18 protein-coding genes are annotated in these 21,080 nt (G+C 36.0%); 10 read left to right on the forward strand and 8 right to left on the reverse strand.

The window, feature by feature from the left end; all coding sequences use genetic code 11:
- Window positions 1-125, reverse strand: a 125-nt coding sequence (locus tag IE867_RS12685; RefSeq protein ID WP_192483753.1) for a transposase, incomplete at its 3' end; no start/stop codon positions are given.
- 468 nt (window positions 126-593) lie between these two features.
- Here IE867_RS12685 and IE867_RS12690 point away from each other — a divergent pair.
- Window positions 594-1,352 carry an extracellular solute-binding protein gene (locus tag IE867_RS12690; protein WP_192485085.1) on the forward strand — a complete coding sequence of 253 codons (759 nt, stop codon included), beginning with the start codon at window positions 594-596 and terminating at the stop codon, window positions 1,350-1,352.
- Window positions 1,353-1,511: 159 nt separating this feature from the next.
- Window positions 1,512-2,621, forward strand: coding sequence for an SGNH/GDSL hydrolase family protein (locus IE867_RS12695; protein WP_192485086.1), 1,110 nt, complete (start codon window positions 1,512-1,514; stop codon window positions 2,619-2,621).
- Here IE867_RS12695 and IE867_RS12700 read toward each other — a convergent pair.
- A complete protein-coding gene (locus IE867_RS12700; RefSeq protein WP_192485087.1) occupies window positions 2,560-3,018 on the reverse strand; it encodes an acyl-CoA thioesterase in 459 nt (152 codons plus the stop codon). The two genes, IE867_RS12695 and IE867_RS12700, sit on opposite strands and share 62 nt — an antisense overlap.
- Before the next feature lie 110 nt (window positions 3,019-3,128).
- The gene (locus IE867_RS12705; RefSeq protein ID WP_192485088.1) at window positions 3,129-3,932 is read right to left on the reverse strand and encodes an SPOR domain-containing protein; all 804 of its coding nucleotides are present in this window, start codon (window positions 3,930-3,932) and stop codon (window positions 3,129-3,131) included.
- Window positions 3,933-4,102: 170 nt separating this feature from the next.
- Here IE867_RS12705 and IE867_RS12710 point away from each other — a divergent pair, with 170 nt between their 5' ends.
- From IE867_RS12710 to IE867_RS12730, 5 genes are all read left to right on the forward strand, one after another.
- The gene (locus IE867_RS12710; RefSeq protein WP_192485089.1) at window positions 4,103-5,074 is read left to right on the forward strand and encodes a zinc transporter ZntB; all 972 of its coding nucleotides are present in this window, start codon (window positions 4,103-4,105) and stop codon (window positions 5,072-5,074) included.
- 433 nt (window positions 5,075-5,507) lie between these two features.
- On the forward strand, window positions 5,508-8,873 hold the full coding sequence (locus IE867_RS12715) for a sialidase family protein (protein ID WP_192485090.1): 3,366 nt from the start codon (window positions 5,508-5,510) through the stop codon (window positions 8,871-8,873).
- A gap of 194 nt (window positions 8,874-9,067) precedes the next feature.
- Complete coding sequence (locus IE867_RS12720) at window positions 9,068-12,574, forward strand: sialidase family protein (protein ID WP_192485091.1); 3,507 nt, start codon at window positions 9,068-9,070, stop codon at window positions 12,572-12,574.
- Between the two features lie 296 nt (window positions 12,575-12,870).
- Complete coding sequence (locus IE867_RS12725; protein WP_192485092.1) at window positions 12,871-13,173, forward strand: YciI family protein; 303 nt, start codon at window positions 12,871-12,873, stop codon at window positions 13,171-13,173.
- Between the two features lie 18 nt (window positions 13,174-13,191).
- Entirely contained in the window at window positions 13,192-14,082 is an 891-nt protein-coding gene (locus IE867_RS12730) for a DMT family transporter (RefSeq protein WP_203384475.1), read from the forward strand.
- 216 nt (window positions 14,083-14,298) lie between these two features.
- Here the strand turns inward: IE867_RS12730 and IE867_RS12735 are convergent, their stop codons facing one another.
- From IE867_RS12735 to IE867_RS12755, 5 genes are all read right to left on the reverse strand, one after another.
- The gene (locus tag IE867_RS12735; protein ID WP_203250012.1) at window positions 14,299-14,970 is read right to left on the reverse strand and encodes an amino acid ABC transporter permease; all 672 of its coding nucleotides are present in this window, start codon (window positions 14,968-14,970) and stop codon (window positions 14,299-14,301) included.
- Complete coding sequence (locus IE867_RS12740) at window positions 14,963-15,694, reverse strand: amino acid ABC transporter ATP-binding protein (protein WP_263971904.1); 732 nt, start codon at window positions 15,692-15,694, stop codon at window positions 14,963-14,965. The genes IE867_RS12735 and IE867_RS12740 overlap by 8 nt, the downstream gene beginning before the upstream one ends.
- Window positions 15,695-15,723: 29 nt before the next feature.
- Window positions 15,724-16,383, reverse strand: a complete 660-nt coding sequence (locus IE867_RS12745) for an amino acid ABC transporter permease (RefSeq protein WP_203250238.1) — start codon at window positions 16,381-16,383, stop codon at window positions 15,724-15,726.
- A 16-nt stretch (window positions 16,384-16,399) separates the two neighbouring features.
- Entirely contained in the window at window positions 16,400-17,170 is a 771-nt protein-coding gene (locus IE867_RS12750) for a transporter substrate-binding domain-containing protein (protein WP_203250011.1), read from the reverse strand.
- A gap of 125 nt (window positions 17,171-17,295) precedes the next feature.
- Entirely contained in the window at window positions 17,296-17,748 is a 453-nt protein-coding gene (locus IE867_RS12755; protein WP_192485097.1) for a hypothetical protein, read from the reverse strand.
- 313 nt (window positions 17,749-18,061) lie between these two features.
- Between IE867_RS12755 and IE867_RS12760 the strand changes: the two genes are divergently transcribed.
- From IE867_RS12760 to IE867_RS12770, 3 genes are all read left to right on the forward strand, one after another.
- Window positions 18,062-18,517: a hypothetical protein gene (locus tag IE867_RS12760; RefSeq protein WP_192485098.1), complete on the forward strand. Its 456-nt coding sequence runs from the start codon at window positions 18,062-18,064 to the stop codon at window positions 18,515-18,517.
- Window positions 18,518-18,651: 134 nt separating this feature from the next.
- A complete protein-coding gene (locus tag IE867_RS12765) occupies window positions 18,652-20,172 on the forward strand; it encodes a fumarate hydratase (RefSeq protein ID WP_192485099.1) in 1,521 nt (506 codons plus the stop codon).
- A 183-nt stretch (window positions 20,173-20,355) separates the two neighbouring features.
- Window positions 20,356-21,080: transposase (locus tag IE867_RS12770; RefSeq protein WP_192485100.1), on the forward strand; the 725-nt coding region annotated here is incomplete at its 3' end.

Genomic DNA, 21,080 nt, shown 5'->3' on the forward strand with positions numbered 1-21,080 from the left:
ATCTGCGTTGAATGCACACCATACTTTGAGGAAATCTCATTAATCGTTAAATCGCCTTTTATCGCGTCCAAAGCAACCTTGGCTTTAAATTCTGCTGTATAGCTTTTATTCTTCTTAGCTGGCATTTTTACCTCCTAACTTGGCACACAGTTTAACATTTTTGAGACGCTTTTTGTGTCTCTAACTGTGGTCCAAAATATGGGGAGTATTATACTAATTTTTATGATATTGCATATGGTGATAAGGGGACTCCGCTGTGGATGCAAGAGCATAAGGTGCTAATTTATATATTTTTTGGCTTGTTTATGATTTTTATGTATATATATAGTTTGATATGTATAAAAAAGCGCAGCAAGCAAGTGAATCATGCGATTAAAAACAATCTGATAATTCCGGATAAGCGGGATTGGTTGAAGTAGTTATGTGTAGTATGCGATTATTTATTAAATCAGCGTGATTAAAAAACTTTATTTTTGGTATAAATATCTTTGAGTATGAATTAGTCATTGTTAGCCTTAGGATGGTTGTCGAATAGTGTCGCCTTTAATTGGGCTAGCTACTTGGAACTATAATTTTTAAACTAAGGAGATGTGATGAGAAGAATTATTAAGATATTAGCCATTTCAATTTGTTTATCTGCCACTGCTTATGCTGATGTCAATGTATATGGTCCAGGTGGCCCACACACGGCTTTGATTGATGCTGCGAAAAAATTCAAAGAAGATAGCGGTATTACTGTTAATATAATCTATGGACCGGAGGCTACATGGTCAAATAAAGCTAAAGAGAATGCGGATATTCTGTTTGGTCCTTCTCAGCAATCAACAACAGCAATTATTCATAATTTTAGCAACCAATTTGATATTAAAGATGTGCAACCTATGTACTACCATGATGCTATTATTTTAGTCAAAAAGGGAAATCCTAAGAATATACATTCACTTGAAGATTTGACAAAGAAGGGCGTGAATATTGTTGTGATTGATGGTGCTGGTTATAGCAATACTTCTGGTACCGGTGTGTGGGAAGATATCGTAGGAAGAAAAAGAGATATTAACTTTCTTAAGGCATTTAGACAAAATATTATTGCTTTTGCCCCCAATAGTGGTAGTGCATTTAAAGCATTTCAAAATGAGAATGCTGATGCTTGGATTACATGGCGCGATTGGGCTATTTCAAATACTAATGCCGGAGAAATCATCAGTATTAGCCCGCAGTATGTTATATCAAGAGACTTCAATATTGTAGTTAACAAAAATAATAATAATGCAGAAGTTGAGAAATTTGTTGATTATCTTAAAAGTAATGAAGGTGCTAAGGCTTTTTATAGCTACGGTTGGTATAAATCATAGATTTGATGTCACATAAAAAATAAAAAAACAAATTCCCTTTGCAACTAAACACCCCAAATGATTTACGATAGGTCTGTTCTACATTCTAAGTTTAAGAGGTATTATGTTATTAGATACGCTAATATGATATGCGTATGAATGACCTCATTGGAGACTAGGATGTTAAAGAGAGTTTTTTGGAGTTTGATTGCGGCCCTTGTGATTGTCATTGCGATTATTGCCTTAATTAAGCGCCAAGCTGAAGAGAGGGTTAATGATCCTCAAGCAAAGCACTTTGCAAATGTTGTTGTCTTTGGCGATAGCTTAAGTGATAGTGCTTACCATGGACAAGGTGTTGGTAATAACTATTGGGTTAAACCCAGTGGTATTACCGATAAAATTGGCGCTCCAATTACCAGTGAGTTAAGTGTAAATGACCCAGCACGTAAGACGTGGCTTAATTATATCTTAGCCAAGATGTCAGCGACTGCGGGAGATAAGTTTTACAATATTAAAGCGTTAAAGCCTAATATGACTTTTGATCATAATGCGTCATTTGCAACAGCTTCGGCTGAGACCGGTGATTATTATCTAACGGATACAACATGGGCACGTGATACGAATGAACAATGCATCCATGGTGTAGGCGATTATGGTGCTTATAATTGTGTGCCTGGCGTGTTAAAGCAGTTGCAACTATATCTTGCCAATGTCAATAATAAACCAAATCCCAAGACGCTTTTTATCTTATGGGCGGGAGGTAATGACTTTTATCAGAATATCGTGCGTATTGCGTCAAACAATGGTCAAGCGCTTGCGCATCCGATTGATAATATCGTTAAAGCGGTAAAAATATTGATGCAACATGGCGTGCCTGTGGAAAATATCTATGTGCTTAATCTGCCTAATTTCTCAATGGTGCCGGCATTGACGAATTTAGTCGATGAACATATTCACAGTCATATTATGCGTCAAAGTGTACTAGCAGTGATTTCATCCATTTCACAAATGTATAACTTAAGTTTGCAAACTAACCTTGTGCTTCAGACTTTAGGTAAATTTCCAGCCAATCATGTCTTTCCAATCGATCGACTGTTTTTGGATGTTTATTTTAATAAAGCCAATGTTTTAGCAAGTATAGGTATTACAAAACCTGTTGATTTAACCTGTGCTGATGCGAAAGGTTTGCCGTATTGTAATGGCTTTTTATTCTATAACGGCATGCATCCTACAACGACGGTGCATCGCTATTTAGCAAGTCAGCTGCTTGATTATATTCAGATGACCTAAAGCGCTCGAAGTCCTCGCACACCTCGGGTAACACGCGTTGAATGCGCTGGGTTTTGGTGTTGATAAAAACCCAATTGGTTTCGGCTTTGGCAACGACTTCACCACGTTGATTGATAAATTCATATTTGCGTAGTGCGGTTGAGCGCTTTATCTCATCAACCCATGTTCTCGCTTCAATGACCTCATTTAAGAAAACCTGCTTGATATAGTCAATAAAGTGGGTTTTAGCAACCCATGTGCAATGATTCTGATGATAACGCTTGGTATCCCAACCGCAGGCGTCTGAGTGCATCACGGCAATATCCTGCATCCATTTGATATAGACGATATTGCTAACATGTTTGTTAGCGTCGATATGCTCTGCCATTACATTAAAATGTGTTTTGAATGTTTGCATAAAGTATTCCTTTAATTGAAATTAGGCATCTATTATTTCAACACCCCGCCTCGCAAGCTTAAGCACCCCTCTTGCAAAGAAGGGAATTCAAACTTATGACTCTACATAGTCTACTGATTATTGTCGCTTGTTTGTTGAGTAATTTCCACTTTATCCACTTGACGCAAAATACTGCCAGAAATACCGGCGGCTTCAACTTTATGTTTGATCACATCACCATCACGTTTATTATAAACAGGACCCACATCCAAACGATACCAATTGCCTACTTTTTTAATGGTTGGTTTAAGACCTGCCAAAATAAGCTTAGCACGTGTGGCATTTGCATCACTTTGATTGCGATATGAGCCGACTTGTAGCATGTAGGTATAGCGATATTGCTTTAGCTTCTCAGGGTTAGCATCGACCTGTACGGTTTTATTGGTTAGTGTGTTATAAAACGTAAAAGTCAAAGGTTGATCTTCATCTTTCTTGTTATCCGTTTTGCTATCTTTCGTTTTCTTACTGTTTGTTGTAACTGTTTCTTTAGCACTATTTTCATCAGCAGGTGCTGCTGCCACTGCATTGCTATCGGATGCCTGTTTAGCAACTTGAGTTGTTTCATTATCTGCTGTGGCATTATCTTGCTTTTGATTGTTTTGCTCTTTCGTGTCACTGACATTAACAACTGGTTTGGGAGAGACATGTACCGTTTGTGCGGTCGTTGTTGCTGCACTGTCTTTTGATCTGTTGTCTTTTGATTTATTACTACCATAAAAACTGACAATAAAAGCAATGACTAATACCAATAATAAAAGGGCAAGGATGATTTTTCTTATGACCAGTGAAGACTGCGCATGAGGCTTGTTATCTGCTTTGTTTTTTATATTGTTTTTAGCAGTGGTCGTTGAGTTTTTTTTAGCAAAATCACGCATTATAAAGAAACTTGCCTTTTATCTGTCAATTGTTTTTAAGATATGCTAGCGATTTTAATAAGATATTGCCAAAGTATAAAGTATGTTTGTGCATTTTATCTTATTAACTGATTGCGTTTATCGCGTTTTAAGCTAGAGTGATGCAAAAAGGTATTTAATGATATCAAGTGATGGAAGTACAAAAAAAGCATATAAATATCAAACTGTTAGATGGTAACGGAGGCGCTAAAGAAATCACCGAAAAAGATATTCCCTCAGTTATGAGCACATCATCTGGTATTATCTGGTTGCATTTGGATTTAACGCAAGCTGCTGATTTTTTAAATGAATATCAAGTGGTTCCTGAGAAAATCATCGATATGTTGTGTGCCAAAGAAACCAGACCACGCATTCTGGTACTGGATAATGGCATGTTGGCAACCTTTCGCGCGATTAATCTTAATAAAGGGCAGAAGCCTGAAGATATGACATCAATCCGCATGTGGTTAACTGAGCGTTTGATTATAACCGTTAAGCGTCGAGATCTGCATTCGATCACTGAGATTAACAATATGTTACGTTCAAATGCCGGACCCTGTGCGACAAGTGAGTTTTTGAATATTTTATTGATGCATATTACTGAACACACTGACCAATTAGTTGATAGCTATGATGGTAAACTTGATGATATTGAACTCGCGATTAAGAAAGATCGATCGATTGTATTGTCAGATAGGGTTAATGCGATTTGTAAAAAGGCGATAAAGATTAGGCGCTATATTTTGCCGCAACGTGAGGCAATATTGGCCATTTCAGGTAATAAATTGACATGGCTAAACGATGAAGATGTCTTTGAATTAAGGCAAGTGCTTGATGCCAATATGCGTTTACTGGAAGATCTGGATGCGATGAAAGATAGAAGTCTAATCATCCAAAATGAAATTCACGCCTATGAGCAAACACAGATGAATCAACGTATGTACATCTTATCGATGATCAGTGTGGTGTTTATCCCGCTTGGATTTATCACCGGTCTTTTGGGGATTAACGTTGCCGGCATTCCAGGGGCTGAGTCGCATTACGGCTTTATTATTGTCTGCGCGATACTGGCGTTGATTATGGTCTGCTATATTGCCATTATGCGTAAGATTCGTTGGATTTGATTTTTTCAATAGGATAAATTGATAATTTGCATTTACTATATAAAAAAACATTTTTTAATCATATTCATTCAGCATAATGCGCATTCCCAATTACTAATAAGTAATTTGATCTACTGGTTATGAAAATATAATCAAAAAAGTGATGCACATTACTTTTGGTAACCACGTGAGCAAATTGGTGAAGTGATATGTACTAAATCAGCTCAAAAAGATGAGTCTTCTGATAATGTTGTTTTGAAGGCATATCTTGATGGCTCGAAATTAGGTTGAGCAGCACGGCATAATATCTTTAAAGGGATGGAAACATTTCTGGTGGATTCGCGTAGATCAGTTTATTGGGGAGTATAATGAGATAAGCGAAGAAGGCTTGAAAGCAATCTTGAATTTTATTGGGCGAGGAAAAGTTTAAAAAATGAGAAATTTTAAGAATAATATGTATTTACGTTTATTTAGTTCAAAAAGACAGATAAGAAAGATATTGATTGTTCCTTTTATGTTGTGCTTTCTTTTATTATCTGCCTGTCAGAATAAATTAGATGAAGTTCCTCACACACATGAAAACATAAGTATCACGTCTAATGATATCAATGTGATAGGAGAAACGACAAATATTAAAATAGCTATTTCTCCTGAAAAATTTGCTATTTCAACAGCGAATGAATCAACTTATAAAATTCGTCTTATATTTCCAGAAGCGGGTGACGAGCAAAAGTTTAAAGTAAGCTATTCACCAAGCTGCTCTGTGTTGAAAGCAGATGAGGTATGTACTGTTGAAGTACAAAGTATCTCTAACAATATAGGCAGCACAACTATTAATTATGATGTGCTCGCAGTTAATAATGCGAATGGTGTATCATTTAAAAGCCAAACACATCAACTAACAATTAAATCGCCAAAATTATCAGCAATCAGTAATAATACCATTGGAGCAGGTGCCTCTGAAAAGATCACGCTGCTTAACGATACGGGCGTTTCAATTAATATATCAGGTGTGAGCATCCAGTCTGATAATGCGCAGCTTAGTTTTTCAAATAATGAATGCGCTACAATGACTGAACTACCAAACCAATACAGCTGTGACATTACAATGACAGCATCAAACGATGCAAAGCTTGCAGATAGCACGGTTAACTTATTAAAAGATAAGTTAGTGATTGCCAGTGTGCACGTCAAGGTCGTCAGACCAACTCTTACTATCAGTCCTTCAAAGATAGAAATTCGACCAAATAGCCTGACTCAACTTAGTATTGTAAATCACTCCAATTTTCCAATAAAAGACTTATCAACTTCTTTATCCCAAGCAAACTTACAAATTACTGAACCTTGCCCAAAGACGATGCCAAAGGTTAGTGTCTGTCATTTAATGATTAAAAGTGATGCAAATTTTAATAGTAAGGCTCAATTAACACTGAGTGCAGATAATATGGATACGATGGAAAGCGATATTGATTATCTTCCTCCTTTACAAATTTCTGTTATGCCATCGACATCATATTTTTATACTGTTGAGAACACAAGCAAATCCTTTTCAGTTACAGTAACAAATAACTCATCAGATTCAATTAGCAACCTATCAGCATCTGTTGACAGTAAACTTATTGATTTAGATATTGATAGAGCAAAAAGTAGTTGTATGAATGCGAGTAAAAGACCATTGCCTGCTAAACAATCCTGTCGTTTTACTTTTAATTATACCCCTCAAAAAATAGTGTATCCTGTTGAAAAAGAAGCGAAGATCACTATTCAAGGTGATGATATAGAATCTGTTTCAACAACAGTAGATATTCAAATTTTTCATAAATATCGTCCATTCAAAGATGATTTGTTTAGAAATATACCAGGTATGATTAATAAGTCTTCACTCTCAACGCCGTTAATGTCATTTTTAGGAAACTACTACACTGCTTGTGGATCGACTTGCAGTTTGACTGTTTATAACTCAGAAAAACAAACATCTACAATTAAAATATTTACAGGGAAAAATGGTCATCTACAGATATCTGAGAGAATATTTCCATCTAAAGATAAGCTTTATATAACGACTCAAGATATATTGACATATGATTTCAGTATTGTTATTGCTGATCTAGAAGGCAATCAATTAAAGACGATCACCTCTCAAGAGATATTTAATGAGGGTGATGATATTCAGATAAACGGAGTATTTGTTCAGGATAATATTATATATGTGCTAGGTTATACTTCGAATTCTGATCAGGATAATAACTTCAATCTTAGATTCTCATATTCAAAAGATCAAGGCAATACTTGGCATCCAAGTCAAACGATTAAGCACTATAAGGTGACTTTTGGCCTAGATCAATATGTCTATTCAGGTTTTGTTTGGCATGGAATTATTTATATCCCAACCGCAAAAAATGGTTTGATTTACTCGACTAATAACGGATTAACTTGGCAAGCCGCGAGTTTAAAAGGTACAGATAACCCGAATAACAACAATATAAACAGTGTTTTTATATCGGCGATAGAGTCTAAAATTTATATCGGTGGCAGTGGATTAGGAGGGAATTTGTATAGTGCCAATGTAAAAGATATTCAAAGTCAAAACCTGCAATGGCAAAAAGAGCTCTCAACTGACACTGGTGGAATCGGAACTATTTTTGCACGTGATGGTAATGTATTAGCAACGCCATATAATCTCTCCAGTTATATCTGGTTTAAAAGAGATAAGAATAGTTCATTTAACAAAATATCATTTCCAAATAAATCAAGAATACTCAACGTAAATATTACTCAAAAAAATATGCCTTTAATTGATATATTTGATTTGAATGACTCAGATTCATATTTTATGTATCTAAATTCCGATGGTACTTGGAGCTCAGTTCCAAAAACAACACCCGATCAGCTTTATCCTATAAAAGTAGCAAATAAACTATTATTTAACGATCATGATATGTATATTTCTATCTATAGTGATAGCATTATGGGTTCTACGCAGAAGAGTATAGTAAGGCTAAGTAAAACAGCCGGTGGTCAATGGGAGATTAAGCAGACAATCAATTTTCCATCATCTATGACTTTTATTGATGATTTTATAATTAATAATAATCGTCTATATGCCTTGATTCCCAATGAGAATGATGACGAATTAGAAATATATCAATCAATTGATCAAAATAACCTATGGGGAAAACCAGAACCAGTTGCTGACTCACCAATACTTGATACTGATAACAATTGTATATTTGGTTCAACGGGAGATAATATTTACATCGGTTGTGCATCAACTAGTACAGATGTTCATATTTATAGACTTCAACAGGGTCATAGCAAATGGGAGAGCTCTATAATTTCTAATGCAGGGGCGTTTGATAGTTTTATTGTCGGATCAAAGCGAGTATATGTAGCAACCGACGATAAATTAATTGTTTCGAAGAGTCTTGATGCGAAGTTATTTAGTACAATAAACAGTGATATGTTTGAAGGTTCACATCCTAAAATGGTGTTAAACAACAATAAGCTATACATCGCTTCAGATAAAGGCGTTGCTTATATAGACACAGACAACCCAATGCAACTTAATAGCATAAATAAGCCGGCTTATTCTTCAAATACTGTCGTGAATGATATACAAATAAATAATAACACTATTTATCTCTCTACGAACACTGGATTATATATTGGACAATGCAACACGTTAACGAATTGCAGTTGGCATAATGAATCAATAAAGGAGAAGTTATCTAATGATATTGCAGGTGCAGTACCTTACGATAATAACTTATATGTACTTCAAAATGGATTTCCACTATATGTCGGTGCGATTCAACCTTAGAGAAGGGCGGGCGGATTGAAATAATTATTGGATTTGCTACCTAACAAACTGAGAAAATCTTAGTTTTACATTTTATACATATCCAAACATACCATTAATATAAAAAAGTGCTTTAATTGTATTTAAATCACTCAGATTGTGTTTTGGTAATCTGAGTATGAGGCTAAAATTTATATTTTTTCTTGGGGGAAAAAATGAATAAAACAAGATTTAAGAAAACAAGATTAAGTTTATTAACGCTATTTGTTGGCGCTAGTTTAGTTGCTTGTGGTGGCGAAAGTGGAGGTCAAACTGAGCAAAAAAAAGGTCAGTTAACAGTAGATACAACAAGTTTGAAGTTGAATAAGTATGATGGAAAAGGTTTGCTTGTTATTAAAAATACTGGAGATGGAACCTTAAACAATCTATCTGCCGTACTAGATAGCAAACAGAATATGCATATACAAGGAGACGTTCCTCATACACTAGCACCCAAACAAGAAGCGATAATTGAGATTGACCTGGATGATGCGGCAGCTGTTGGTAATATGAATCATCTGCGTATTCACACAGATAATAAAATTATTGATATTCCTGTAGAGGTTGTCTCAAGTGATATTCATTTATCCTTTTTAGACCCTGTTGCAGACTATGTATCAGCGGGGCAAAAAGCAAGCTATACCTTGAAAAATACAGGAACAAAACTAGCTGATCAATTAAGTATTCAATTGACAGCAATTGATGGCAACATGCCAAATGGTATTTCGGTCAGTTCAGACTGTCAAAAGAAATCATTAAATCAAGGAGACAGTTGTGAATTTACACTCTCAGCGACGATGGAAATTAAAGAAGCACCCGTGATAGTTCATATCTTAAGTAACGGAGAGGAAATATTAACAAAGCAGATCAACTTCGGTTATCCACAAATAAATATTCAGGAAAATATAATTAGTGCGACCTCAATGGCATTACTTAAGCAAGGTGATCAATTTGATAGTAATCCAACAGAGCATGTATTATACCCTGGAGGGGAATTGGTATATACGGTTGAGAATGTTTCTAATTTCCCTTTATATGGGCTTAATATTCAATTAGCTAATGCACAAGGGCAAGGTGTGACAGAGGTTAATGATTGTAGCGACATATTAGCGGCATTGTCTAAATGCTCTGTTACACTAAAAGCATCATTGTCATCTCAACCGGCTAATACAATATTATTACAAGCAAAGAGTAACAATTTAAAAAATGATGTTGTGCATAAGATTACAGGTAAAACATCAGCAGATGAAATTCGAGTAAGTCCACGTAATTATTTTATTCAGGCGTCTTTTGATAAGGGTGCAAGTTTAACTTATACGATTTATAATGCTTCTAACAGTGCAATGACAAAGCTTAAGTATATCTTTGAGGGGAATGATCAGAGCATTTTTACCGAGAATAAGGCTAAAAGCAGTTGTGAAACATTAAGCGCACGAGGTCTAGGAGCAAAACAGGATTGTACTTATGTCTTTGATTATACATCTAAAAAAGCACAAAAACTGCAAAGCAATAGCTATACGATAGGTTTTTCTGATGGTGGGAAAGTGACCACTTCAAAAATTATGTTAACAAGTTATCCTGATAGTTTTATTGATAGAAAAGTGCTATCTAACGCTCCTTTACCTAGTGGTGTAGTCGGTTTGCCAAGAAATGTTTATCAAGCCCAAGGGAAAATTTACTATACCAATGGTGTGGGCCTATCTGTTTCAAGTGATAATGGTAAAAGTTGGGTTAATTTTGATAAAAGCACTGGATTGCCAGCCAATAATAATATTCTTAAGGTTTTTACAGATAATAGTAACGTTATTTATTTACTTTTGGCGCAGAACTCTCAGCATGCATTGATCAAGTCAACAGACAATGGTCAAAGTTGGCAGTATTATGGTAGCAAGCCACCTGTGGAAATCACCGCAGCTAGTTTAATAGATTATGATGGCAAGGTAATTTCTTATACAGCAAAGCAAGATGGCAAAACTGTCATTGTTAGCTCAGGTGATTATGGTGCTTCATGGCATCTTGGTAAGATAGAAGGAAATGATAACGCGACTGAGATTAAAACGATTACCCAATTAACACATTCTTATAATGGAGATGGTACGTTATATATGACTGTTAATACACAACAGCCTGTTGGTTACGGTAATCAAGTGTATAGCTCGACGGATAAAGGTGTTACATGGCAGTTGATGAATCTACATATTCCAGAAGTTACAAACCCTAGGTTCGTAGGTTTATATGTTGATGGCGATCAGATTGATGTGACCTGCCTTTTAAGTATAAATCCATTGGCAGCTAATTTATATCGATCTAATAATGGCGGAAAAAGCTTTAGCAAAATCGATATCCCAGAGCATTATCTACCAATAAAAGTATTTCAAGATAAAGGTGTTTTATATATAGTAGGTCACCCATCTTTAAACTCAGGGAATCAAATATATACTTTGATATATTCTAGTGATAATGGTGTAATTTGGCAGAAGGATCAATCACTGACGCTATTAGCTGAATCCACGCCATCATTTTCTAGTGGTGATCTATCTGATAACTTGGTGTTATATGCCAGTGAGGTTAAAGAGTATGACAATGATGTTCCAATGCCAATTAATATAGGTAATCAGGATAAGTGGGATCAAGTGTTGCCACAAGAAGAATTTTCAGTAGCAAAGAGTATTATACAACGAAATGGGGCAGCTTATGTAGCAACACAGGATAAAGGCATTGCTTACACACAAGACCATGGTATGACTTGGCAGTTTTATAATACGAGTAATACACAAATGGGTAGCAATAAAGTTGAGGCGTTTACCGTTGGCGGAAATAGCGTCAGTGAAAATGTGTTTGCTGCAGTAACGAGTGATAATGTTGTTTGCCAATATCCCGGAAAGGGTTTTCATGCAGAAAACAGCAGTGGCTTTTGGCCTTATTCTGGTTCTGAATCTAATCAATATTGGCGTTATCTGATAAATCCATTGAGGGAGGCTGCTCTTAGTGAAACAGGTTGTGTAATTGAATTTATTTTAGAAAATAATAATACACTTTATGGTTTCACATCAAGCTCAGGAAATCATTTGGTTAATCAAATAAATTCCTCGAATTTAATTAAGTCGGCCTATACCTTTTTTGATCCAAATTTTAGAAATGATGGTTATACTATGTATAATAATCAATATTCGATAAGTTCTCAGGATCACTCTACTTCTGTATTTATCGAAAATGGTGATGATAAAGTAACTATTTCTGGTCAGTTTAAAGGCGTTAATGCAACGGTGACAAATTGTAGTTATGGTGAGGTAACGAATGTCATTGCCTATAAAAATAGAGCGAACTTGTTTGTGACTTCTAGCGCTGGGTTATTTCAACTAGATCTATCAAGAATAGCGGCAGGTGATCATGGTGACTGTAGTCAAGTGAGAAGAAAATCAGTTTCAACTATTGGCTTACCTAATGAGGGTAAGAATTTACTAGATGAGACGATTGCTAATGGTAATATTTATATTGTTGCTAGTGATCATCAAGTTTATAAGTTAGCCATGGACCAATTAGAATCTGGTACGTGGAGTCAATTAACGTCACCGTATCCAATAAATTATATTGCAGTGAGTGAAGATGGTAATTATCTTTATGCGCTTGCAGACAATGGTAGCTTTTTAATCCATGGTGTTGTTGTAGTTAATCATTTTTGATAAAGTTTAGCTTGATTTTACATACTCGCCCTTCTGTGATAGTTAAGTAGGCGCTGCCTCTCTCTTTGTTATTGATCGCTTTTTTAGATCAGTGAGTTTCAAATTAAAGAGATTAATATGATATTCAATCAATGTATAATACACCCATCGTAAATCATTTTGTGGTGTTTAGTTGCAAAGCAAGAAATTCTGTAAAATGGTTTGTGATGGGTATATATCTGGTGAATTTTTAATTATACCACTTATAGATCGTTACAAAATTTTTAACTAGCATATAACAACGGAGTAAACAGCTTATGTATGTTCTTATTTTCAATTTTCACACAGCGCCAACAGAGGCGATTAAACAAGCACATCGTCAATATCTGGAAAGCAAAATTTCAGAAGGAAAATTAATTGCTGCAGGTGCTGCCAACGTATCTATCTTACATGAAAATTCGACTCAAGCAGGTGCAGTTCTCTTGGCTACATGTCATGATTTATCAGATGCCAAAGAGCTTTTTGATGCGGATCCTTATGCAAATTGCTCAGATGGCATAATTGCTGAATTTAAAGCCAAATTGGTAGGTGAATCTTACCATAACTTGTCTCAACTTTAATTATAAAAAATAAAAATCATGTACTATATTTACTATTTCTCCGCTGCTTTTTTGCTAGGCCTATATCCTTTATTTAATCGACTTGGCTTAGAATCAGGGATGAATTCATATGGTGTGAGCTTTGGTAGAATCTTCTTTGCCACCATTTTGGCTACGCTATTCTCTTTGCCTCATTTTAAGGACTATTTTCGTTTAAGAATAAAAGATATTTTTTTCATTCTTAGCTTTGCTATAACGACATTGCTAACCGTATTGAGCACACCTTTTGGTTTGATGTATGGAACAGCTGCAGAGGCAGGAATAACTATTGCCTTGACCCCTATTTTTGGCATGCTTTATTCGGTTCTTTTTTTGAAAGAAAAAATCACAAAACTGGATATCCTTGCAATCATTGCATCCGTTGGAGGTCTTATCATTATGTCATTAAAAGGGGCTAGTAATGTAGGTCCAGAACACCCATGGATTGGAATATTAATTTTTATGATATTTCCCATCACTGCAGGTTATGGGTTAAGTGTGCAAACTAAAATTGCACGCAAAGACATATCTCGTATTGTATTACTTACGTTAGCATTTTGGTTAGATTTAATCATAATTATTGTTATTGGTATGCTGTATCAAATCAATTCTAAGACAATGTTTTTACAGCATTTTCAAAATGGCTTTTGGTGGGTTTTTGGCTTAGGATTTGCGTCATTTTTTTCATACTGGCTCTTTATGATCGCTGCAAAGAAAATTTCGGGGGTCTTAATGGGCGTTGCCTCAGCAGTTGGTGGTGTTATCGCCGTTATTCTGTCAATCTTTCTTTTGCATGACGAGTTAACGACGCAAACCATTCTTGGCTTTGTGCTTATCATAATTTCAGTCTCAATGCTTTTTATTAATGAATCATCCAAAAAAGGTCGCTAATATGCCCATTGTAAATCATTTTGCGGTGTTTAATGTTGAAGAAGTTTTTGATGCTTCTGAGCGGCAATAACTGCCCTTGCAGAGCCTTTGAGCGCTCATTTGCTAAAACAATGAAATTATTCATTGTTTCTTAACGCATTTGTTATTAACAAAAACCAATCACTCAAAAGTCCAAAGCTTTAGTTTCTGACAAACTAGCTAGCTATATGAAATTCGTTAAGTACGTGATGCCATATCATAGCAGGTGCTCGCAATCTTAATAGCAAAGATAATGAATGAGACAAGCACCAAATAAATAACAGCAGCAAATAAGTAAGCTTGAAAAAAATGAAAGTCATAAGACGCAAGCTCTTGGACTTGAGCAAAAAAGCCAGTAAATTGGATTAAGAAGGCGACTGAGGTATCTTTTAGGTTTGAAATGATTTGACTTATAAGTGCAGGTTGTGAGTTTCTTAATACTTGAGGCAGGATAATAAGCCAAAAAATATTGAGCTCTGTAAACCCTTGCGCTTTAGCTGCATATATTTGTTGGTAGTCAAGGCCGCGGTATGCCGTTTTTAGATAGGCGGCATTATAAGCACCGACATTAAGGGTAAAACCAATAATAGCAACGGTAAACGGATTAAGGTGTATATGCCATTGTGGTAAGCCGTAATACATGATAAAGAGCAGAACAACTAAAGGTGTTCCAATGAAAAAAGAGATGTAAGCCTGGGCAAAAGTATGCGTTATCCGATGCTTATGTATAGATAAGTAAAAGATAATCAACCCCATAATAAAGCCAGTGATTGTTATTATAAAGCTTAGAAGTAGCGTATAGTAAAGTCCATCCACTACGAGTGACAATTGTTGCATTAAATCAGATAGAAATCCTAGCCAGTTATTCAATGATGACTTCCTTTTGATTAAAAAATGCATTAATGTCTGGATCAGTATGTGTTATTAAGTTATTGATATGACTGATAGCCTGAATTCTTCCTTTATTTAAATAAGCAGTTGTGCTATTTAGCTGCTTGACAAAACTTAAGTCGTGAGTGACACAAAGTATAGATACGCCTTGGTTATTAAGCTTAATGATAATATTAGCAATTTCTTTAGACATCACAGGGTCTAGTGCTGCTGTGGGTTCATCCAGCATAAGCATAATAGGATCCATTGCAAGTGCACGTGCGATGGCGACACGTTGTTGTTGTCCTCCAGAAAGTTGGCTCGGTAATTTGTGCTTATGATCAAGCATATCTAGGCGATCAAGCTCATATTCAGCTCTCTCAATTGCAAGCTTAGCAGGCAGTTTTTTAAGCTTCTTTAATGCCAGTGTGATATTTTTAAGGGCGCTTAAATGGCGGTATAATCCATATTGCTGTAATAGCAAAGCAATCGTTTGTCTTAGTTGATAAATGTTAATCTCTTTGGCAGTGATACTGCGGTTAAAAAGAAAGATTTCACCTGAGGTTGGTGTTGTTAGTCGATTGATACAGCGCAATAAAGTACTTTTCCCACATCCAGAGGGTCCCATTAAGACCATAAGGTCACCTTGGTGTATGTGCATGTTTATATCAGATAAAACGGTTCTGTAATTGTACTTTTTGACTAAATTCTTTATGGTTATCAAAGTATTTCCTTCTTACTATCACTTGATGGTTAAAGATAATGGATTTTCATTGTATTGACTTTGCTATAAAGCTTGTGTATCAAGATTAAAAAACATTTATAAATCAAAAAATACATAAGACCTAGAATGCAATAAATCGTGATACTTTCATCATGTGTTAATGTTAATGACATCGCTTGTTTCATCATCTCAGGGACTCCAATGACATAAGCAAAAGGCGAGTATTTTAATACCGAGGTGAACTCATTAATCATTCCAGAAAAGGAAAAGCGCAGAATTTGCGGTAATTTAATGAAAAGAAATATTTGCCAAGGTTTAAATCCTTGTGCTGTAGCTGCGATAAGCTCTGTTTTGTCAATTGATAACAACGCGCCTTTGAAGACTTCAAATAAATAAGCTCCAGCAATAAGCCCCAAGCTTAAATTGATTGAAAGCATGGCCGAGATATTCATTATACCAAGTTCAGGTAGACTAAAGTAAACTAAAAAAATCATGACTAAAACAGGAATTGATCTCAATATATAGCTGACTACATTACAACAAGCAGCAAAAACTCTGTATTTAAATGTATAGATGAATGTCATTAATAAGCCAAAAGCTAAACCGGTCAAACTGCATGAAAGCGTGACAATAATAGTATAATAAAGGCCGTAACAGAGTAGGACTACAATATGAAGTAAGTTATTCATAAATCAATAAAAGATGTTACTTTAACCATTTATCTTCGATCTCTTGAAGCTTTTTCTTTCCTAAGCTGACTAAGAATTGGTTAAACTGTGTTTTTAATTTTGAATCACCTTTTTTAAAGGCAAACCCAAGTCTGTCGATATCTTTAAATGCATAACTTATGTGAATCGGTAGATCGAGTTTATATTTATAGTTGTCATAGACAGGTTCTTCAATAAAGGCCAGATCAAGGTTGCCATTTCTAAGGTCATTAATGACCTCGTTATAGGTTGGGTATAACTTAACTTTGCTTAAAGAATAATAACCTTTAGGTTGTAATTGATCTTTAATTAACGTGCTATAAGCCATGCCTCGAGGATAACCAATAGAGTATTGATTGAGTTGGTCCAAGTTTGAAATATCAATGTGACGCTTAGTTAAACTCACCAAGTACCAAGAATTAAGATAATAAGGATTAGAAAAATCCATCACTTTAGCGCGCTTAGGTGTGATTGATATACCTGAGAATGCTACATCAGCTTTGCCGCTGGCTACCGCACCAAGCATGCCTTGCCAATCGTAGCTGGTAATTTTCATTTTATAATCATGTGCTTGACAAAAAGCTTTAAAGAGGGTGAGGTCTAAACCTGTTAGTTTACCATCTTTTTCATAAAGCATAGGCGGTGAAGCAGGTGAGACGGCAACTTGAATAACATTATTGCTTGATTGGCTACAAGCAGAAAGGCCTACAATCAACAACATGGTGATGATAATTCGAGTAAATCTAAATTTATTTAACATTTGATGCATAGTTTCTCCTCAATAACTAATTATTTTTGTTTGATTAACACATTAGAAACACCCACAAGTTATTGCGACATTTACTTGCGGCAAAGCCATATAGGGTGCTGCTATTTGATTTTAAAGCAAAGAGATTAAGCTAATTGAAAGGTATAAAATTTACTAAATATAATAGGGTACTTATCTACCATTGGGTCGTTGTCTACCCGAAAAGTTAATTGTAATAGAAGCTTGTCATGTGATTTATATATTTTCCCAACGCCTGAAACATATTTTCCATCTAATGGCTGATCATCCCAAAGTGTGACGCGAGCTTCGTTATGGTGAGACTTCAACATTGTACATTTTGCTGCGATGTCTTTGTAGTGTTCTGAACTATCAATGTTTTTTAATGACAAAGTAACTAGAAGCTTCCCCTTGTCATTGATAAAACTGGCTTTTGCATATTTGTCATGGCCGCTTTGACTGTGCCATAAACCGTGTGATAAAAGTGCTTTGCAAAAATCGATTTGTGTGATGCTTTGTGCTGAAAAAGCAAGTTGCACAAGCATAATGCTAGTGGTAATTGAAGCGATAATCTTTTTCATAAAATTTCCTTAAAGTCCTTTAATACAGTTAGCTGACATCGTTTAAATGTCTTGGTGCTTGCTGTATTTTCCATTGGTAATAACTAAGGTATGAGAAAGTTATAAATGTAATATGTAGATCTATTGGTTTTGATGTGAAATATTATTTAATTTTTGTGAAAATAGTCTCTATAGTTCAAAGTATGAGGGAATATTATAGCTGGTGCATTTTTTTTTCTTGAATTTTGGAAATATGTAAGATAAAAATTAAAAGGTGATTGCTCGTGTAATCATACTTGTAGTAAAACTAGTTTTATAATAGGGGGAAATAAAAATGAAAAAATTAACGGTAGGAGCTTTTATCTTATCTAGTGTGTTATCTTCTGTATCTTTTGCTACTGTAGGTGGTATTTACCTAAAGACAAATGGTCAACAAACCATAAATTTAGCAGATAGTGCTATTAAATCTGTGGTGATTGTTTACGGGGCTGGGCAATCAAATTCTCAGATATCAAATTTCAAATACGCATCAATTACTGATGTGAAAAATTCAGGTGAAGTTAGCAGTTCACCACAGAAAATTGGTCAGTTCACCTTTCCATTAATGCATCCATATGGTTATGCAAATGTTTTTTTAGTGGTAAGTGATGCTGATATCATTCATTGCAGCTATAGCAGTAATGATTTACAGTATCAAGCACTTGACACAAAACTATATGTTACGCTAGGCAATCCTGATGTTTTTGCCCATACAGTTACGTATTGCTCTGCCACTTTTGCTTCTACCTAGATTTAAGTGTAGAAGTTTAGACTTGATCTAATAGCATCAAAAACTTCTTCGGCACCTAACACGGCAAAATGATTTACGAGCGGTATGAATCCTTGTTAAAATGCGCCGAAGTTTAATCAATAGAGTCATTTTAGATGTCAGTTATTAAAGTAGAAGATTTTATTCAAAGTGTTGCCGATGGATTGCAATTTATTTCTTATTATCATCCTAAAGATTTTGTGCAAGCGATGTATCGTGCTTACGAGCATGAAGCATCAAAACCAGCTAAAGATGCGATTGGACAGATTCTGATAAACTCGCGTATGGCGGCTTATGGTCATCGCCCGATTTGTCAGGATACTGGTATGGTTTGTGCCTTCGTTAAAGTTGGGATGGAGGCAAAGCTTGATCGCACTGATCGCACGATTACTGAACTTGTTAATGAAGGTGTGCGTCGCGCGTATTTAAATGCAGATAATCCGCTTCGAGCATCGATGGTTAACCCACCACATGGCGCACGTAAAAATACCAAAGACAATACACCGGCGATTGTACATATTGATATGGTGGCAGGCTCTAATATCGAGATTGAGTTAGCAGCAAAGGGTGGTGGCTCTGAATTTAAATCAAAATTTAAAGTCTTAAATCCAAGTGATAGTATCGTTGATTGGGTGCTTGAGATGTTGCCAACAATGGGGGCGGGCTGGTGTCCACCGGGTATTATTGGTATTGGTATTGGTGGTACAGCGGAAAAAGCGATGTTACTAGCTAAAGAGTCATTAGGTGAAGAGATTGATATGCATGAGATTCTTGAGCGTGGTGCGCAAACGGAACTTGAAAAGTTGCGTGTTGAGCTTTATCACAAAATCAATGATCTAGGCATTGGCGCACAAGGCTTAGGTGGTTTGACAACGGTGCTTGATGTCAAAATCCATGAATATCCAACGCATGCAGCGTGTAAGCCTGTGGCACTTATTCCAAATTGTGCCGCAACGCGTCATGTTCATTTCACTCTAGATGGTTCAGGCGTTGCCAAGTTGCCTGTACCAAAATTAGAAGATTGGCCTGAAATTACCGAAACCGATAAATCACAAGTGCGTCGCGTGGATTTAAATACGCTAACACAAGCTGATATTGAAAACCTAAACCCGGGTGAGACATTACTATTAAATGGTAAGTTATTAACAGGGCGTGATGCCGCACATAAGCGGATTATGGATATGGTTAAAAATGGTGAGTCATTACCAGTGGAGCTAAAGGGTAAATTTATCTATTATGTGGGTCCAGTTGACCCTGTGGGTGATGAGATAGTTGGTCCCGCGGGCCCGACAACAGCAACACGCATGGATAAGTTTACCGATTTTATGTTAAGTGAAGTGGGTATTGCCGGCATGGTGGGTAAAGCCGAGCGTGGTCAGGCAACGATTGATTCAATCAAAAAGCATAAAGCAGTTTACTTGATGGGCGTTGGTGGCGCAGCTTATCTGATCTCTAAATCGATTCGTAAGGCTAAAGTGGTTGGATTTGAAGATCTGGGCATGGAAGCCATTTATGAGTTTGAAGTGGAAGATATGCCAGTGACGGTTGCCGTTGATAGTCAAGGGACTTCAGTGCATCAAACAGGTCCTAAAGAATGGAAAGTGAAAATTGCTGAGATGCATACGGCAGGGAAGTAAGCAAAAACAACAAAAATAGCAAAATAATGTCAAAAGAATAATGGATTAATACCCTAATGGCACTACCTTAAGCACTGCCAATGTATAAAAATGCACTTTGAAGCATGAGTTTCTTGAAGTCAGTAACCACATAGGTTTATATATTTTTGCCTCAAAACTCAAAACCCAAATGGAAACTGACAAATGCATTATGCAATTAATAATCTGAAATCACAAATTGAAAAGCAAAAAAAGGCGCTTTTAGAAGGTGATCAAGGTTTAAGTATCAAGAGTCTTCTATCCTCTGATAAATTTCAAACCATCATCAATAATTGCCGAGACTTTAGATCGCGTCTTTATACGCCATTTTTCACTCTCGTACTCTTTATACGACAAGTGCTATCTCCAGATAAATCCTGTAAAAATTCAGTTGCTAATTTTCTTGCCTCAGTATCGACAGAGGATAATGATAATATCCCATCGAGCAATACCGGACCTTATTGCAAAGCACGCCAAAAGCTACCAACAGAAACGATTGAGTCACTTGTTAAATTAAGTGGTAACCTTTTATCTGAAAGTAGCGATGCACGTTGGAAGATTTACAATCGAGAGGTTAAACTAATTGACGGCACAACCCTCACAGTGGCCGATAGCAAGGCAAATCAAGCACGTTACCCTCAGCATGATGCACAAAAAGCAGGTGCAGGATTCCCTATGATGCGGCTTGTTGCCATATTGTCACTTACCACAGGAGCGATTGTTGATTATGCTATTGGTGCCTATAAAGGAAAAGGCACTGGTGAACACGCACTTTTAAGGCAAATCAAGGGTAGTATTCGTAAAGATGATATTGTGATGGGAGATCGCTATTTTCCTTGTTTTTTTGTGATGGCTGATCTGCAGTCAATCGGTGCTGATGGCATTTTTAA

This window comes from Cysteiniphilum marinum (assembly GCF_014857925.1).
GTDB lineage: Bacteria > Pseudomonadota > Gammaproteobacteria > Francisellales > Francisellaceae > Caedibacter > Caedibacter marinus.

Excerpts from the sequence above, each read along its gene's own strand:
- IE867_RS12690 (WP_192485085.1), top strand. The coding sequence starts at position 594 with ATGAGAAGAATTATTAAGATATTAGCCATTTCAATTTGTTTATCTGCC.
- IE867_RS12695 (WP_192485086.1), top strand. The coding sequence starts at position 1,512 with ATGTTAAAGAGAGTTTTTTGGAGTTTGATTGCGGCCCTTGTGATTGTC.
- IE867_RS12700 (WP_192485087.1), bottom strand. The coding sequence starts at position 3,018 with ATGCAAACATTCAAAACACATTTTAATGTAATGGCAGAGCATATCGAC.
- IE867_RS12705 (WP_192485088.1), bottom strand. The coding sequence starts at position 3,932 with ATGCGTGATTTTGCTAAAAAAAACTCAACGACCACTGCTAAAAACAAT.
- IE867_RS12710 (WP_192485089.1), top strand. The coding sequence starts at position 4,103 with ATGGAAGTACAAAAAAAGCATATAAATATCAAACTGTTAGATGGTAAC.
- IE867_RS12715 (WP_192485090.1), top strand. The coding sequence starts at position 5,508 with ATGTATTTACGTTTATTTAGTTCAAAAAGACAGATAAGAAAGATATTG.
- IE867_RS12720 (WP_192485091.1), top strand. The coding sequence starts at position 9,068 with ATGAATAAAACAAGATTTAAGAAAACAAGATTAAGTTTATTAACGCTA.
- IE867_RS12725 (WP_192485092.1), top strand. The coding sequence starts at position 12,871 with ATGTATGTTCTTATTTTCAATTTTCACACAGCGCCAACAGAGGCGATT.
- IE867_RS12730 (WP_203384475.1), top strand. The coding sequence starts at position 13,192 with ATGTACTATATTTACTATTTCTCCGCTGCTTTTTTGCTAGGCCTATAT.
- IE867_RS12745 (WP_203250238.1), bottom strand. The coding sequence starts at position 16,383 with ATGAATAACTTACTTCATATTGTAGTCCTACTCTGTTACGGCCTTTAT.
- IE867_RS12750 (WP_203250011.1), bottom strand. The coding sequence starts at position 17,170 with ATGCATCAAATGTTAAATAAATTTAGATTTACTCGAATTATCATCACC.
- IE867_RS12755 (WP_192485097.1), bottom strand. The coding sequence starts at position 17,748 with ATGAAAAAGATTATCGCTTCAATTACCACTAGCATTATGCTTGTGCAA.
- IE867_RS12760 (WP_192485098.1), top strand. The coding sequence starts at position 18,062 with ATGAAAAAATTAACGGTAGGAGCTTTTATCTTATCTAGTGTGTTATCT.
- IE867_RS12765 (WP_192485099.1), top strand. The coding sequence starts at position 18,652 with ATGTCAGTTATTAAAGTAGAAGATTTTATTCAAAGTGTTGCCGATGGA.